Genomic DNA, 16,547 nt, shown 5'->3' with positions numbered 1-16,547 from the left:
GTAGTTATTATTAATCATGATATTAGACCAAATAATCTAACGATAGCCTCTATTATCACAAGCTGATTAAACGAAAAAATTGAGCAATACCATAGAAGCGGTAACCAGCTCCTGCTCGAAAGTAACAAACCAGGTGTAAAGGCAATTTCATTTATGAAGAGGGGTAGTGGAAACTTCGCTAATATTGAACGTTTATCAAGAAGCTACAAGAACAAAGACAAAATAGCGCCTGAAAGTATCAGGCACTGTTTTGTGTACCCATAATTTAAGGCTGAGCTTGTGCCAACTGCGAATAATCCAGCCACTCCAGGCTGTCTTGCCACCAGTAAGTGGTACGTACAGGTTGTGAGAAATCCAGCGATTCACCGACCAAAGGCGTAACCAGCTCCGTATTATGGACCTCTGACTCGGCAATCAAGTCATTCACAGGCTCATCCCAGCGATGAAGGAACAGCTCATAAGTAGACCAATGCACCGGGAAGAGCTTTTCGGCCCTGACATCCAGGTGAGCCTGCATCGTATGGGCGGCCTGCATATGGCCCCAGCCCTCGACCGGGTAACCTTTGCCGTTCTTCACATTGGCAGCCACTTCGATAAATGACAAATCAAACGGGCCTAGGCGCTCGCCGATTTCTTTGAAATGCTCGCCGTAGGCCGAGTCACCACTGTAGAACACACTTCCGGCATTAGCCTGAATCGCCCATGAGGACCACAAGGTTTTGTTCGAATCAAACAGCCCGCGACCTGAATTGTGGTTGGCTGGTGCCGAAGTAATGGTCACGCTATTAAACTGCTGGCTTTCCCACCAGTCGAACTCTTGAATATTGGCCGCTTTCACGCCCCACTTTTCAAGATGGCGGCCCACTCCGAGCGGCACAAAGAATTTCACATCCGTGTTGGCATAGTATCGCGCTGTGCTCTCTTCCAAATGATCATAATGATCATGAGAAATCAGGATCACATCAGGAACCGGCAGATCTTCTCGGCTGACCGGCGCATCAACGTTTCGTTCAAACCACCGGGCAAAAAAAGAAGGCGCTGCATAGTCGAATACCGGATCAATCAACAAACGGGTATTGTCGACCTCAACAAACAATGAGGAATGTCCCAGCCAGGTTACCCTGAGCGACTGGCTCGGTTTAGCAAGCAAGTGGGTATCGACCGCCTGAAACTGAAGACGCTCGGATGGTTTGTACCGGTCACGCTGCATGAAAAACTTCCACATGGTTTTTAGCATGCCTTCTTCGGCGCTAACCTTTGGCAGGTGAGAAACCACTTTACCATCGATAAACTGAGGCGAGCTCGCGATGCGCTCCTGTCTAAGATCTTCACTTCGCACAGCGTCGACATCAACCTTGTCGCTACCACTGACAGCAATTCCAAGCGCTGCCAGCACAGCGACCATAGATGCTTTTAATGTTGTATTCATTGCTTCGCTAGCCTCAAAAGTAAACGATGGTGTATACTTTTAATCTTAACGGGAATCGTGTAAAAGTAAACACACTCGTTTACTTTTTTATTCATCAATGGTGCTGAAATGGTTAAAGTCGCTGAAATAAAACAAGAAAATATTATTCTTGCTGCAATTGATATTTTCACTGAAAAAGGACTGGAGCAGGCGAGTATGGAAGCCATTTCGAAAAAGGCCGAAGTCTCTAAACGTACGCTCTACAAGTACTACCCAACCAAGGAAAGTCTATTTAGCGCCATTATTGAGCGCTTGCTATCCAATGTCAGTGTGGTTAGCCAGATCCCTTTCAACCCCGAGTTGTCAGTCAAAGCCCAGCTAACTGCTATGGCGCATAAAAAAGTTGAGATCCTATGTTGTCCACACTTCATCTCGCTAGCCAGAATGGTGCTATCTGAATGTATGCGCTCAAGTGATTCCGCCACACTCATGTTGGAAAAGGTACAAAACCTAGAAGGCCAGCATGGGCTGACGAAATGGATCGAAGAAGGAAATGCAGCAGGAAAACTTGATATCGAGTATCCGGAAGTTGCAGCAGAACAGTTTACCGCGGCCCTGAAATCCACAATCTTCTGGCCACAGATTCTTGTTCACCTGCCCCCTGCCAGCCAGCAAGAACGTGAAATTGCGATCGAAATGGCCGTGGCGCAGTTTCTTAGTGCCTACCTCAAAGACGAATAACCCGCCTATTTATATATAACCAGTTCAGCAATGAGCTGGTTATTTTATAAAAAAAGCAACACTTACTGGAAAAATGCACAACCGAACAAACTCGAAACAATTAACTCATATTTCGAAAATTTTCATTGGGTACGAGTAAAGTAAAAGCTTTCAATAAATATTCACAGCTGAGCAATCAATATAATTCTTAATTACAAAAAACATACCCCTATATAATATATGGGTATATGGCAATTTATATATCTACGAATATTTGATCTGCCTTCAACTTATTTTGACAAATATGTAGATATGCTCCCAGACCATGGGAGTTACGTACTGTATCCTCGGCACAAAACCGATATTGAATAAATGCTCACTTGGCATTACAGACTCAGTTGTCATCGACTCCATGATCGGATTTAGCATTACTGCTATCCCCCTGATCATCAATGAAAACTCATACCTCTAACCTATATCGTTATCTCTTAAGACCCTACCTATAGCTTTCTTAAGAAATAGCCATTCAACCAGGTCATCATAAGGAGTGTAAGCTTGAAGCTCACAATTAGAAACAAGGCAATACTAGCTACAGTAACTGCAGCTTTAGTGATCATCACTGCGATGGGTGCGTATTCCTTTAATTCAAGCTGGAACATTCTTATCGACAAAACGTTCCAGCGCGAATTACCCGCAGTGTTAGGTGAAGTAAGCAATGATTTAAATGCTCAACTCAATGTCCCCGTCACTGCTTCACAAGTACTCGCCTTATCCCCTTTGTTTATTCACTACTCCAGCGACACCTCAAAACAAGAAATAGCCACATACCTTTCCGACGTTAGAACAGAATTTAATGCTATCACCTCTTATTTTATTTCCGCCGACGACTATACCTACTATACGCCGGCAGGCATTTTAAAAACCATGAGTGATACCACCCCTGGCGATCAGTGGTTTCACCAGTTTATGAAATCTAACAAGCCGTTCGAACTGTCAATTGATACCGAGGGTGCCACAGGTATTCCAACCATGTTCGTTAACTACGCGGTCATGAACAATGGACGACGTATTGGTGTTGCCGGTATCGGACTTACCCTCGACAAGGTGACCGAGCTTATAAGCCAATTTCGTATCGGTGATAGCGGTATTGTCTTTCTGGTCGATGATCAGGGCATTATCAAAGTACACCCGCAAAAACAGCTGGTTGGACAATCTCTGTCTACATTGGGAATACACGACTTTAGTGCCTTGCTGGGTACCGAGAAATCCACCGTCCGCGAGATGGACATTGCCGGTAGCCCGCAGATTATTGGTGGCAAAGCGCTGCCGGGCATAGGCTGGACGCTGATCACCCAGGTGCCGAGACACGAAGTATTGGCCTACCTCAGTAGCTTTAGCTTCAACATGATTGTTATGGGACTGGTGATTGCCGCCATCTTTATTCCTCTGTCTGCCTGGTCGATCAATCGACTGCTTTCGCCCTTTGTTCATGTTGCCCAGCTACTGGAAAATATTGGCAAAGGAGGTGGCGATTTAACCCAGCGGCTCGATGATTCACGCCATGACGAAGTCGGCCAAATTGCCCGGGGATATAACCAGTTCGTTCAGTATCTGAGTCAACTGCTTCAGAGTGTATCTGATACCGGAAAAGAAATTTCAGCATCGATTGAGAATGTTGACCAGCTTGCCCGCTCAATGGAACAGGAAATCAAGCATCAAACCAGCAAGATTGAACAAGTTGCCACCGCAATACACGAAATGGGAGCCAGTTCAGACGAGATCGCCCAAAGTGCCGACGGTGCTGCCACCAGTGCTGCTTCAGCTTCCGAGGCGATTACGACAGGCCACCAGTCAGTTACAGCCACCTATGAAAGCGTCGACAACATGAACAAGCAGCTGAGCGACACCGACGAGGTCGTAGCCCAGCTTGCTCAGGATGCTAATTCCATCGATACCGTACTTGATGTGATTAGCGGTGTCTCAGAACAAACCAACCTATTGGCGCTCAATGCTGCCATAGAGGCCGCACGAGCCGGCGAGCAGGGGCGCGGCTTTGCTGTTGTTGCCGACGAAGTCAGAACCCTGGCCTCCAGAAGCCAGAGCTCGACAGAAGAGATCCGCATTATTATTGATAAGCTGCAAAAACGCACCGATGCGGTGGTCAATGCAATAGCAACCAGTGCTGAGCTGGGCAAAAACTGTCAGACAGAAGCGTCTCACTCTGAGCAGCAACTCACGGCAATTTCTACCAACGTCAGCGAGATGAATGCCATCAACATGCAAATCGCTTCTGCCACCAGCCAGCAGTCGAGTGTGATTAATGAGATCTCTCCCCATGTCACCAGCATTGCAGAAATCGCACGCCAAAGTGATGCCATGGTTGAGCAGACCGCAAGAGACTGCCACCAGCTAAAACAAAAAGCCGATCACCTCTCCGGCCTGGTCAGTCAGTTTAAGTTTTAATACCTGACTATATCTCTCAGATATAGAAAAGCCCCCCAGTATCGTGGGGGGGCTGAGTTTTATTCGGGCAGGCTTAACAAGCGACAGAACAATGCTCAAAACAGCCGATAGCTACTTCTTGTTTCGTAATTCCGCCATGCCATCGACGCCGGATTTCGCAACCGTCTTACCGATTTCACTCAGATCCGCCGCGTCCTCATCGTAATTGAAAAAGTAGAACATCGCGTTGCCGAAAATAGCAATGGTACAACAGGCCATCACTATCATCGGAATTATGCCCAATATGTTCAATTCCATTAGGACAAAACTAACCAGCATTACAATGGCATTCATGGCCATTGCGAATAACTTCTTTTTCTTATATTGCGTCATTATCAAACCTCGGTGCTTTTTCGCACTCTTCATTACCTAGCAACTAATATTTTGAGATCAATAAGTTAAAGTCAGTATCTCGCAATCTATAGGCAATGAATACCATATCGGTTTTACGCAAATGTAGACTCGGTTCTCATTTGTTGGCTTTCCTCTATGTCATCTGACTTCATTTCTCGGCTAAAAAACGTCAGATACAAACACGGGATAACTATCAATACGACTGGCAGTGAAAACAACAAGCCATAACCTAGTGTGAGCGACATAGGCCCCATATAGACATCAGTCCCGCCAATTCCATACGCCAGAGGAAGCAACCCAACAACCGTTGTCATTGACGTCAGCACTATCGGCCGCAAACGGCTAGCAGAAGCGTCGACTATCGCATCCAGTACAGCCATCCCCTCTTCTCTCAGCTCATTGATTCGGTTAATCAACACCAGGGAGTTATTCACCACCACCCCGGTCATGCCGAGAACCCCTATCAGCGCAAACAGTGACAATGGCTGCATGTGGACAAACAGTGCCATCAATGAAGAGACAATGGCAAACGGGATCACCGCCATCACCAGCATTGGCTGTAACAATGAACCGAACATCACTGCCAGAACGAAATAAATACCAATAATGGCCGCCGGAAAGGCAACAACGAAGCCACTCATGGTTTCATTGGTACTCTCGGCCTCACCACCGATTTCAAGCTTTACTGAGGCTGGCATTTTACCTTCAAGAGCCTGTGTTAGCGTTTGGCTAATCATATTTGGCGTCAGCGCCTGATCTGTAATTTGCGCCGTTACGATAACCTGACGTTCGCCATTGTAGTGCTGGATCTGACGCGGAACGTCAATTCGCTCGACTTTCGCCAATCGGCTGAGTGGTACCTGCGCACCGTTTGCCGTATAGATCTTCGTTGTACTCAGACGTTGAATGTTCCGGTATTCCGCATCCATGAGAACACGCATATCAACTTCCTGATCACCCAACCAGGTTGATGTTACCGTCTCGCCTTCAAAGGCAATTCGCAGCGTCGTTGCCAGATCAGAGACGGTCAGATTATAACGAGCCAACCATTCATACTGAGGAACAATTTGTAACTGAGGATCTTTCAAGGCTTCGCTGTTAGTCACCTTGTTCAGACCTGATTGCTGGTTAAGCCAGTCTGTTACCAGCACCACGGCTTCTTCACGCTGTGATTGGTTACCACCTAGCACCCGTACTTCAACCGGCTCGCCCGGAGGAGGGCCACCGGCATCAATCGACAGCTTGACGAAAGACAGCTCATCCACAGTCTCTAGCTGTTGATTTAACTCAACAAGGATCTCTTCGGCACTGCGTTCACGCTGCTCAAAACTCGATAACACAATCAACCCCGATGTCGCAGGGCTACTATAGGTCAGCTGATAGCTCACCAATTCATTTTCTGATAATGCTTCAATAGCCTGCTCAAGCTGGAAATGTGCTGCTTTGACATCTTCCAGAGGTGTCCCCGGCGTTACCTCGGTATAAACCTCAATATATTTTGCTGCCTCAGACGGGAAAATATCCAGCTTCAGTGTCGTTGCCAGCCAACCGCTGATACCCAGCATCAGCATTGCCACCAGCAACACGCTCTTTTTATAATTCAGGCAGCGTGACAGTAACCGAGTGTATGCCGATATAACGGTCTGGAAGCGATCAGGGCGAAGTTCGCGACAAGACACTTCCTGCTTAGTTTCCTTCAGTGAGTTGGCCAAATGTGCAGGCAGGGTAAATGTGCATTCCGTCAAAGAGAACAGCAGCGCGGCAAGCACCGTTAACGGGATCACAATGACCGCCTTGCCCATGGTACCGGGAATAAAGAACATCGGAATAAACACCAGGGCAGTGGTTGTCAGGCTTGCCATAATCGGCTTTATCACCTTGCGGGTTCCGTCAATGGCGGCTTCCAGTGCCCTTTTACCCTTTTCTTTCTCCTGATAAATACTCTCGGCAATAATCACGGAATCGTCCACAATAATGCCGATCACCAATAGCAGTGCAGACAAGGTAATGCTATCGAGATTCATGCCCAAAGCAGGCAATACGGCCATCACCCCCAAGACGCAAAATGGAATAGATACCGAGACCCAAAAAGCCACCTGTCGTTTTAGGATCAAGCTCAGCACCAAGAGTACCAATAACAACCCGATCCCCCCGTTGATCGAGACTATCGAGAACTTGTCGCTCATGTCATCGGCCAGATTCAAACCAAATTCAAAGCGATACTGATCACCTAAACGCTGCTGCTCGGCATTGATCAGCGCTTTGATGCTATTAACCGTGGCGATAATGTCAGCACCGGCACCATTCGTCACACTGAACAAAATTGCTGACTGGCCGTTGATCACCGCTTTTTCGGTTGCTTTCTCGAAGGTATCAGTCATCGTGGCAATATCTGACAGGCGAACCAGACCTCCGGTTGGCAATACTTTGATCACCAGTTGCCCCAACTCTTCGACCGACTGAATTTGCGTCATGGTGACAATGCGCTGTTCGCTGTCCCAGGATTCCACCACTCCGCCAGACAGCGACAGGTTACGGCTGTTCACCGCATTAATTACATCATCAAAGGTCAATTGGTAACGGCTGACCTTTTCAGGATCCACTTCAATCCAGAACTCTCTCTCGCTAAAGCCCGTCATGATCACGCTACCCACACCGGTAAGACCTTTTAACGACTTTTCCAGCGTTCGTGCATAAGGCTGCAGACTGGCATAATCCCCGTCATGGCTGACGCCAAACGTCAGCACTTCGAACGAGGATGTGCTGCGCTGTTCGACAACTGGCGGATTGGTAATATCCTTGGGTAAACTCTTAACGCGATCCACCGCTTGCTGAATATCCCGCAGCACTTTGGTGATATCAGCGGCTTCATCCACCTCTATGGAGATATAAGAAAGGCCTTCCGTTGACTGCGACGTATATTTCCTAATCCCCTGAACGGACTTAAGCTCTTTTTCAATTTGGTTGGTAATGTTCAGCTCAATATCCTGCGCCGTCGCCCCCGGATATTGGGTTGTGATCTCCACTTCTTCAAAAGCAATATCGGGTAGCTCCTGGAGCTTCAACATACTCAAAGAGGCCAGACCGACCATTAATACCATCACCGTCAAGATGCGGGCGAGAAAACTCCTGCGAGCAAAATAGGCAATAAATCCCTGCATGATCCTGACCTTTAAGGTTGAGAGTTAGAAGCGGTAAGGTTGTCAGACGATATTGTCGATGCATGGATCGACATCCCTGGCTTGAACCGGTGATCGGGGTTGTTGATTTCCACCTCGACAGGGTACGCAAAAGTAGCCGGATCAAGTTCCACACCAATACGCTTAATTGAAGAGCGGACTTTCAGTTCGGGATTCGCTTCTGTCCAGATTTCAATCTCCTGCCCTACACGGAGTTTTCCGATGTCATATTCGCTGGCTAACAAGCGTACGTTCAGTACATCAATATTGACGACCTGGTACAGCAAGTCGCCCTGGTTAACCCAGGCACCGTCTTCAACAGAGCGGTTAACAATATAGCCATTCATGTCGGCACTGATCCGGGTGTACCCTAAATCCAATCGGGCTTTCTGCAGTTCGATTTGAGCCAATGCTACTGTCGCCTTAGCTGCATCCAAGTCTGCCGCCGCAATATCAAGCTCATTCTGTGAAAGGCTGTTTTTGTTTCTCAGCTCTCGATACCGGCTATAGAGAGACTGTTTGATGGTCAAATCGGCCTCAACCAAAGCAAGGTTGGCTTCTTGCTTGCGGATCTCAAGTTCAAAGTCCTGTGCCTTAATGTTGGCAAGCACACTGCCAACCGACACTAAAGCCCCGGTCTCAAACTCTGATACTTCAACCGTACCGCTAACTTCAGAGACCACATTGGTCATGTTTTTACTTCTGGTATGGCCGATAAGCTCAACCGCAAACGAAGAGGTTGATAGCAAGGCTCCGATTAACCCCATTGCAACCAGGTTATGTTTCATGGCAATAGCCCTCAATTGTCTATTGGATAAAGTTTGAAGGCGAGAATGTCGAGTTTTTGTCAATAACGGGGATTGACAAAATTTCGACAAAAAGTTGCTACCATAGAAAACAGATACCTGAAAACATTGACTCCCGAGGCAACATGCTGACCAACAAACAGATATTAATCGTTGAAGATAATGACGAGTTGCAAGGTATTCTGGCTGACTTCCTGGAAGTGAAAGGGGCAGAAGTTGATTTTGCCGCCAATGGAGAACGAGGCCTCAAGCTCGCGCTCGAAAACGAGTTCGACGCCATTATTCTTGACGTGATGATGCCCAAAAAAGACGGTTTGCAGGTTGCCAGAGAACTCCGGGAACAAGGATGTACGACGCCTATCCTGATGCTAACAGCCCTGAACGGCAAAGAAGATTTGCTCAACGGCTATCAAAGCGGTATCGATGACTTTGTAACCAAGCCCTTTGATTTTCAGGAACTGGAAGTTCGCCTAGGTGCCATTATCAAGCGTTATCGCGGAGAAGTCGCCAGCTCTATCATTCAGTTCGGCAACTTGAAAATCGACCAAAACTCGCACCGGATCACCCGTGAGAATATCGAGTTAACCGTCACCCCAGTGATGTACCAAATTCTAACCATGCTCATCAAAGCAGCGCCTGAAGTTGTCTCACGCGAAACTCTCATCCATGCCATCTGGGGCGATGATTCCCCTGATAAAGATCTCCTGCGCGGTCATATCTATTTACTTCGAAACGTACTGGATAAGCCATTCGACAAAGCCATGTTGGTCACAGTGCCGAAATTTGGCTTTCGACTGGAAGAATAATCAAGATGTTCAAGTCCTTTCACGGCAACACGATTAAGCACGTCAAAGCGAGATTACTTTTCATTTTCTCTGCGATCGCTCTGACTTCTTCCTTTCTGGTCTTTTTTCCTTTCTCTATGTATTTGGTGATCAATGAAGATAACCAAATAGGTCTGCATTTGGCGTCCTTCGAACACATTGCCACAGAACACTACACCCTGATACAAGATGATTTCGCCCAGCTCAGTCCGCATGTAAGCGCCTACTACAACGAAAGTGCGCTGCCAGAAAGAGTTAAAGAACTCATGCCTTTCACGGAAAATGGCATCACCCGGCATCGTTCGTATTTCGAGGATGGTTTTGTCGTTTTCCATTCAAATTTCACCGATATTCAAGGAAAAGAAACGCCGCTCTATCTGACGATTGACGCGCGGGCTATCGAATTTGGCGATGACAGCTGGCACGTACCAATGCTGATATCATTCGCGCTAATGATTTTTCTAATTACGTTCTTGCGCTACTCCCTACAACGGATGTTCGATGGGTTAATGTCCCCGGTCACCGAACTTAGCCACCAGTTACAACACAATCATAATGATGAGTTTTCAGTGTCCGAGCGTTCGATTGACGAGTTGCAAACCCTCACCAAGCACTTGAACGAATACAAGCAAATGAAAGAGCGCCTCGCCAGACAGGAGCTAATGTTCGCCAAATATGCCAGCCACGAGCTAAAAACCCCCATCGCCATTGTACTTGGTGCCGCTAACCTCCAGGGAATGAAGGACGACCCGGAGTTTCAGGCCAAGCAACGGGACCGCATTCTCGTCGCGGCCACCAACATGCATGCAACCGTTGAGGTTTTGCTGAATATAGTGAAACAAGAAAATGCCAGCGAAGCGGGCGCCATGAGAGTCGTCAATGAAAATGAGATAGCACTGGATAAATTCCGCGCCAAACTCAAAGACGGCGTAGAACTAAACCTTGCACTAAAACCCGAAACCCAGCTCAATCTGCCCGAGCCGGTGCTGGCAATGATCCTCAAAAACCTGGTTAATAATGCTATTCGCTTTACCCGGCAGGGACAGATCACCATCCATATTGATAACCACACCATCAGCGTGACCGATACCGGGTGCGGCCTGACTGGCAGCACCGAAACCGAACACGGCCTGGGGCTTCTCATTGTCAAACGTCTTTGCCAAAGCTATGGCTGGGGCTTTGAACTAAAGTCAAACTCGGAGCGGGGGTGCTCAGCAACATTACGCTTACTGATCAACCCAAGCTAAACCGTATGCTAAATATCTGATACCTATGACGAGCAAGGGCGAAAAACAGGCAGCGTTGTTATAACAGTTGCCGAAGCAAGTCGATAGTTAGAAAAAAGCCAGCCTTAACGGCTGGCAAAGGTTGGCTCAAACAGATAACACTTCAAACTATTTATTCTGCCGCCTAGGGTGCGGAATTATCGACATTCAGTACCAAGCCACCGGCGAAGTCATCCGTGGCAACCACCGAGTAGACACCGCCATCCTCAACCATGGCCATAGCCTCGACAGCTGGCGTGAAGGTATCATCGCTGGCTAGGATCACTGCCAGAAAGTAAGTACCTGCTGGCACGTTTAATGTGGCGGTGTCCTTGAAATCAACCCCTTTGAGGACAGCCGTTGTCTCATCAAATACACCATCTGCCGAGGCGTGAATATCAACCAAGCCTAAGTCACCGGCTGTAGGGCTGGCATGTACCACCCGTACCTTGCTATAGAGGGCGACAGAGCGCAGATCTTCTGGAATAACCAGTGGTTCGATAGTTGAATCAGTAATACTGTTCAACTTACCAACAGCATAAATACTGGTCGTAGTGCCCGCTTCAAAACTGGTGTCCGGCGCTTCGATAACAACGAGGCTGTTATCAATTGATGCAGCCACACTCAAATCGTAAGTGTCTGCGGCAAGATCCAGACTACGGAACTCCCTAAAAGCAATCAGAGTGAGACCATCAACTGGCTCATCAGAAGCCAGTACATCTACCTCGGGGGCATCATCAACAGCATGTACCACCCTCACAGCTGCTTTTTCTTCTTTGTTTCGCAGGACTGTTATACCCTGCCCGTCAGCGACCAAAAGGTTTACTGGCGAAACTGCACCACCATACACATTCGGTACTGCCGTGATCATCAAGTCACTGCCCCCCGCCAGTTCTAGATCGCCACTATCGAATACGACATCTTTCTCGCCAGCCAGAGTTACCCGGATTCGATAGGGTTTGGCTTCAACAGTGACAGGCAACGTCATATCGTCAACCTTGAACTCCAATCCGCCAACTGCAGGTTGTGATCCGTCGATACTCTCTTCCGTCGTCAGGTAGATATCTACACCTGGTACATCAGGGTGTGCATGCAGAACATCGATACGTATTTCACCCGCTCCCGGCCCAATGCTCTCACGACTCAGCACGACGGCTTCAATAGCCGCTGCATTGTTAAGCGCAATAACGTCGTATTGCATATCTGGCGCAAAGTCTAGATTAGCCCCAATAACCTCGACTTTCTCATCGCCGGGAAGCAATGCCTCGACACCGACGTTGTAAGTACCTTCCTCAAGATTCAAAAATCCGCTTGCTACCTGATAATCCACTTCTTCCAGCCCGCCAACCACTTTGCCGTTTAGCGTGATTGCAACCAGTGGTGCATCGCTACTGGCGTGAGTCACGCGTAACTGGGGCTCATCTTCAAGCAAACAACCCGATAATAAAAATGCCGAACCTAACACTAACGCTAACGAATTGGCTTTCATTCGAATACCCTCTTCCTGTTCATTGTTGGTCGGGAATAATTACGAACAAGGTGAATCATTCGATCATAAAAGCCAGACAAAATTCTGGATTTAGATGCTAGGTTAGTCATTTAACAGCATTTTTTATTGCAGTCATCTAATCGCTCAATTGCTGCGTAGTTAATTAAAAAGATAATCTGGAGATGCCTGTGCCGAAGAGACCGTATCATTCATATATTCTGCCTGTTCTGACTACGACCGAGCACCTGCTGCCGCTAACTAAACAACAAATCAGTGGCAGTGGGGCGCTGTTTAGCCAAATGATCCTCGAGGCAACTCGCGCAGGAGGAATATGGATTGTAATGCAAGACAGCAACGGCGAAGTCGCAGACAAAGCAGGAGACATAGTGACATTCGCCAGTATCGATTGTGTTGACTGGCTCTCCGGAGACCAGGTTCAGGTCTCTCTTGATCTCCCTCAGTGGGGAGCCGTTGATGCCGAACAGAATAAAACTCCCGGCCGCTATCTCTCTGCCAGTTTGTTCCCTTTGTGGCATTGCAGCCATAAGCTTAGTACCACAGACCGGCTTGTGGTTCAGCTCCGGCAGTGGCAAAAAGAATGCGCTCACCAAGGGCCAGCGAATGATCCCGGGCGTACCGACTACGAGGATCCATGCTGGCTTTGCTGGCGTTGGTTGGAAGTACTGCCCCTGCCTGTTCACACCAAGCAAAGACTGCTGAAGCAACCGGGGCCAAACTCCAGCCTTCGTTATCTCAAAAAAATGATCCGCCAAAGTGATCTTTATGCCGAGTTATTGCGTTAGTCAGATATCGATCCCATGCTTGCAGTAGAACGATGATAAAAATCAGTCGATGTACTCACTCCGAGAAGATCAAGGAGCCTATGCTCAACGAAGAATCACCCGCTATTGATGTGGCATCACTGTTGTTCAATATTGCTAACTTGCGATGTAAACAGAGTTACGAAAAGCTGTTTGTTATGCTCGCTCCCAAGTTACTCAACTTTTCGCGTAAACAGTTGAGGGATGATGCAATGGCTATGGAAGTCGTCCAGGAAACCATGCTCAAGATCTGGTTAAAAGCTCACCTCTATGACGAATCCAAAGGTGCAGCGCTAACCTGGATCTATTCTGTTGCCCGTAACGTCAAATTCGATTTGCTACGTAAATCCAAGCATCAGAATGACTGGATTCAGGGAGATGATCTCTGGCCGACACTCAGCGAGGAGCAGGATCCCGATCGTCTTCCCAAAGAGTTTCATGCCATTGTTACTCGCGAGCTTAAGGAGCTCGTCGACACTCTCCCTCCTGCCCAGGCAGAAGTTGTCAGGCTTATCTGTTTACAAGGAGCGTCACATCAGGATGTAGCTGACGCATTAGGCGTACCACTAGGTACCATAAAAAGCCGGCTTCGGTTAGCACTACAGAAAATGAAGGAGGCATTGGATGACTGATATCCGTTTTCACCCAAACGATGACATATTGACATGCTATGCGGCTGGCGATCTAGAACCGGCAACAAGCATCATGCTGAGCGCCCATTTGGAGCTATGCAGCCATTGTCGCGCCCGTGTTGCCGAGCTTGAAGATGCCCAGGCACAGAAAATGGCGTTAGTGCCATCGGAGCCATTATCTGAAGAACTCAACGATCTGCTTGATACTATTTTGTGCCACCCGGATCAACCACGGGGCGAAGTTGCAGACGCCACAAAGGCGCACATTGAAATTAACAGCAAGCAGTTCATGCTACCTCGGGCTCTACAGCAGCACGATGAGCAAATTGGCCCCTGGAGCCGTCTACCCGGCAACATTAAACGTGCCCATGTCGCTACCGGCGGTCACAGCAAGATGAACTTCATCTACATGGATTGTAATAGCGCCCTGCCGCAGCATACGCATCAAGGGCTTGAGATCACCCTAGTGCTTGCAGGCGAATTTATGGACGAGCACGCCACCTACAAACCCGGTGACTTTATCGTCCAGACCTCAGAACACCGGCATGCACCCAAAACCCGGGCGGATCAGGACTGCCTCTGCCTGACGCTTCTCGATGCACCGCTGCACTTCACAACCGGGCTTGCAACTTTGCTCAACCCGTTTAGCCAGCTGTTCTTCCGCTAGCAGGTACCGCCTGCCCGCTGTGGTTTACTTAGCCTCCTTCTCAGTTGCCAGTTCACCCAGAACTGGCAGCTGATGCTTATAAACTACTATACCCAAGCAACCTCAAGATGCTCATTTCAGCGAGAATTACTTGGCTTGTAGGCTAGGCAGCGATTTAAAAATCTAGTGGTTCTAAATTGATAATCGGTAACAACGCATAGAAGCCCCTATCTATTTAAAAGAACTGGAACTCGCCCTTTGGGAGTGAGCCAGCGTGCCCATTTCTGTGTCAAATAACGTTGAAAGGGCTACCATTCCTACCGCTATTTTCCTTGAACTGAACACGCTGGTCTCACTCTGAATCCTGCATCTTGAGGTAGTTTGGGTATACATCATTACGTTGATTAGAATGTAGTCAATTAGGTTTTTTACTCTAAACCTCTCCCATACACTGGATCTTGCATTCCTTCGGGATGTTAGTACCGAACTATTACGCGAGCTAGCGTCCGCTATTGGTACAAAAGGCCTCTTCCCTCCATCACTAACCAACCTATTGAAGAGGCCTTCTTCTACTGCAGTCTAACCAGACTCTGTTCCAAAACTGCTACCTCAGCTGCTGCCAACGGCTATCAAGCCATGTACACTCGGGGTTATTGTTATAAAACAGCAGTATAAGGATAAAACATGCTCCGAATTGAAAGTAAAGAGCGACCACATTGGCGGACGCTTGCCAAAGAATATGGCTTCGGCTTTCATAGCATGTACGATCAGCCCTACTGGGACGAAACCGCCTACTATCAGTTTACGCTCAAACAGATCGAACGGGATCTGGAAGATCCCACGGAAGAAATTCACCAGATGTGCCTCGAGATAGTCGATACCGTCGTCCGGGATGAGTACTGGCTGCAACGATTTCAAATTCCCGAGTCTATGTGGCAGAACGTCCTCGACTCCTGGCAACGAAAGGAGCCCTCGCTCTACTCTCGGCTTGATTTTGCCTACGACGGCAAGGGGCACGCCAAGCTTTATGAAAACAATGCCGATACGCCGACCTCTCTCTACGAAACCGGCTTTTGGCAATGGTTATGGCTGGAAGATCTGGTAAAAAACGGCTCGATAAGGCGCGATGCCGATCAGTTCAACCTGCTCCAGGAGCTATTGATGGGGCGCTTTCAGGAACTGGCCAGCCGCCAGCCAGGCCAGACCCTGCATTTTTCCTGCTGCAAAGATACAGAAGAAGACCGCGGCACCGTGCAATACATGGAAGACTGTGCCAAAGAAGCCGGGCTCTCGACTGCCTTTGTGCATGTTGAAGATATTGGCCTGAACGGCAGAGGCGAGTTTACCGATCTGAAAGACAGGCCGATCCGCTGGATGTTCAAGCTCTACCCGTGGGAGTTTATGTTTCGCGAGGAATACGGCAACAAACTGGCTGGGGCCAACGTCAACTGGCTGGAGCCGATGTGGAAATCGATCCTGAGCAACAAGGCGTTGCTGCCAATGCTGTGGCAAAAATTTGAAGGTCACCCCAACCTGTTGCCCGCCTATTTTCCCGATGACCGCAAGCTCGGCAACCTGCAAGACTATGTCATCAAACCGATTTTTGCCCGAGAAGGAGCCAACATAGAAATCGTGCAGGCAGGACGACAGACTCTGCGAACCGAAGGCCCCTACGGCGATGAAGGCGTGATCTACCAAGCCTATCACCCGCTGCCAAAGTTTGGCGACTATTACACCCTGATTGGCAGCTGGCTGATTGATGACAAAGCCGGCGGGATCTCAATCCGTGAAGATACCTCGCGGGTTACCCAAGACATGTCACGCTATCTACCGCATGTAATTTTGTAGCCCCAAAATCACAAATCAGACAGTGCCGAATCATATGTGATTCGGCGCTCCTC

Annotated in this window: 13 protein-coding genes; 8 read left to right on the top strand and 5 right to left on the bottom strand. The window is 48.2% G+C overall.

What is annotated here, in order from left to right:
• Positions 1 to 265 precede the first annotated feature (265 nt).
• Positions 266 to 1,429, bottom strand: coding sequence for an MBL fold metallo-hydrolase (locus L4D19_RS04260; RefSeq protein WP_428451350.1), 1,164 nt, complete (start codon positions 1,427 to 1,429; stop codon positions 266 to 268).
• 108 nt (positions 1,430 to 1,537) lie between these two features.
• On the opposite strand from L4D19_RS04260, the gene L4D19_RS04255 reads away from it, so the two are divergent.
• Both L4D19_RS04255 and L4D19_RS04250 read left to right on the top strand, forming a co-directional pair.
• Positions 1,538 to 2,149: a TetR/AcrR family transcriptional regulator gene (locus tag L4D19_RS04255; protein ID WP_428451349.1), complete on the top strand. Its 612-nt coding sequence runs from the start codon at positions 1,538 to 1,540 to the stop codon at positions 2,147 to 2,149.
• A gap of 534 nt (positions 2,150 to 2,683) precedes the next feature.
• On the top strand, positions 2,684 to 4,591 hold the full coding sequence (locus tag L4D19_RS04250; RefSeq protein ID WP_428451348.1) for a methyl-accepting chemotaxis protein: 1,908 nt from the start codon (positions 2,684 to 2,686) through the stop codon (positions 4,589 to 4,591).
• A 111-nt stretch (positions 4,592 to 4,702) separates the two neighbouring features.
• Here the strand turns inward: L4D19_RS04250 and L4D19_RS04245 are convergent, their stop codons facing one another.
• From L4D19_RS04245 to L4D19_RS04235, 3 genes are all read right to left on the bottom strand, one after another.
• Complete coding sequence (locus tag L4D19_RS04245) at positions 4,703 to 4,963, bottom strand: hypothetical protein (protein WP_428451347.1); 261 nt, start codon at positions 4,961 to 4,963, stop codon at positions 4,703 to 4,705.
• A 113-nt stretch (positions 4,964 to 5,076) separates the two neighbouring features.
• Positions 5,077 to 8,145 (bottom strand): efflux RND transporter permease subunit, encoded by a 3,069-nt coding sequence (locus L4D19_RS04240; RefSeq protein WP_428451346.1) that lies wholly within the window; start codon positions 8,143 to 8,145, stop codon positions 5,077 to 5,079.
• 11 nt (positions 8,146 to 8,156) lie between these two features.
• Positions 8,157 to 8,951 carry an efflux RND transporter periplasmic adaptor subunit gene (locus tag L4D19_RS04235; RefSeq protein WP_428451345.1) on the bottom strand — a complete coding sequence of 265 codons (795 nt, stop codon included), beginning with the start codon at positions 8,949 to 8,951 and terminating at the stop codon, positions 8,157 to 8,159.
• Positions 8,952 to 9,094: 143 nt separating this feature from the next.
• Here L4D19_RS04235 and L4D19_RS04230 point away from each other — a divergent pair, with 143 nt between their 5' ends.
• Together L4D19_RS04230 and L4D19_RS04225 are read left to right on the top strand one after the other, a co-directional pair.
• Positions 9,095 to 9,775, top strand: coding sequence for a response regulator transcription factor (locus L4D19_RS04230; protein WP_428451344.1), 681 nt, complete (start codon positions 9,095 to 9,097; stop codon positions 9,773 to 9,775).
• A 5-nt stretch (positions 9,776 to 9,780) separates the two neighbouring features.
• A complete protein-coding gene (locus tag L4D19_RS04225; RefSeq protein WP_428451343.1) occupies positions 9,781 to 11,040 on the top strand; it encodes a sensor histidine kinase in 1,260 nt (419 codons plus the stop codon).
• Between the two features lie 163 nt (positions 11,041 to 11,203).
• Here L4D19_RS04225 and L4D19_RS04220 read toward each other — a convergent pair whose 3' ends face one another.
• Positions 11,204 to 12,547, bottom strand: coding sequence for a DUF4397 domain-containing protein (locus L4D19_RS04220; RefSeq protein ID WP_428451342.1), 1,344 nt, complete (start codon positions 12,545 to 12,547; stop codon positions 11,204 to 11,206).
• 188 nt (positions 12,548 to 12,735) lie between these two features.
• On the opposite strand from L4D19_RS04220, the gene L4D19_RS04215 reads away from it, so the two are divergent.
• The 4 genes from L4D19_RS04215 to L4D19_RS04200 all read left to right on the top strand — a co-directional run bounded on the left by L4D19_RS04215 (position 12,736) and on the right by L4D19_RS04200 (position 16,494).
• Positions 12,736 to 13,350, top strand: a complete 615-nt coding sequence (locus L4D19_RS04215) for a hypothetical protein (RefSeq protein WP_428451341.1) — start codon at positions 12,736 to 12,738, stop codon at positions 13,348 to 13,350.
• A gap of 32 nt (positions 13,351 to 13,382) precedes the next feature.
• Positions 13,383 to 14,000: a sigma-70 family RNA polymerase sigma factor gene (locus L4D19_RS04210; RefSeq protein WP_428451340.1), complete on the top strand. Its 618-nt coding sequence runs from the start codon at positions 13,383 to 13,385 to the stop codon at positions 13,998 to 14,000.
• Entirely contained in the window at positions 13,993 to 14,667 is a 675-nt protein-coding gene (locus L4D19_RS04205) for a ChrR family anti-sigma-E factor (RefSeq protein ID WP_428451339.1), read from the top strand. Before L4D19_RS04210 ends, L4D19_RS04205 begins: the two co-directional genes overlap by 8 nt.
• A 663-nt stretch (positions 14,668 to 15,330) precedes the next feature.
• Positions 15,331 to 16,494, top strand: coding sequence for a glutathionylspermidine synthase family protein (locus tag L4D19_RS04200; protein WP_428451338.1), 1,164 nt, complete (start codon positions 15,331 to 15,333; stop codon positions 16,492 to 16,494).
• Positions 16,495 to 16,547 lie beyond the last annotated feature (53 nt).

Source organism: Photobacterium kasasachensis, assembly GCF_050336885.1.
Classification (GTDB): Bacteria; Pseudomonadota; Gammaproteobacteria; order Enterobacterales; family Vibrionaceae; genus Photobacterium; species Photobacterium kasasachensis.
Note: the sequence above shows the minus strand (reverse complement) of the source record. Positions and strands in the feature narration are given on the sequence as shown.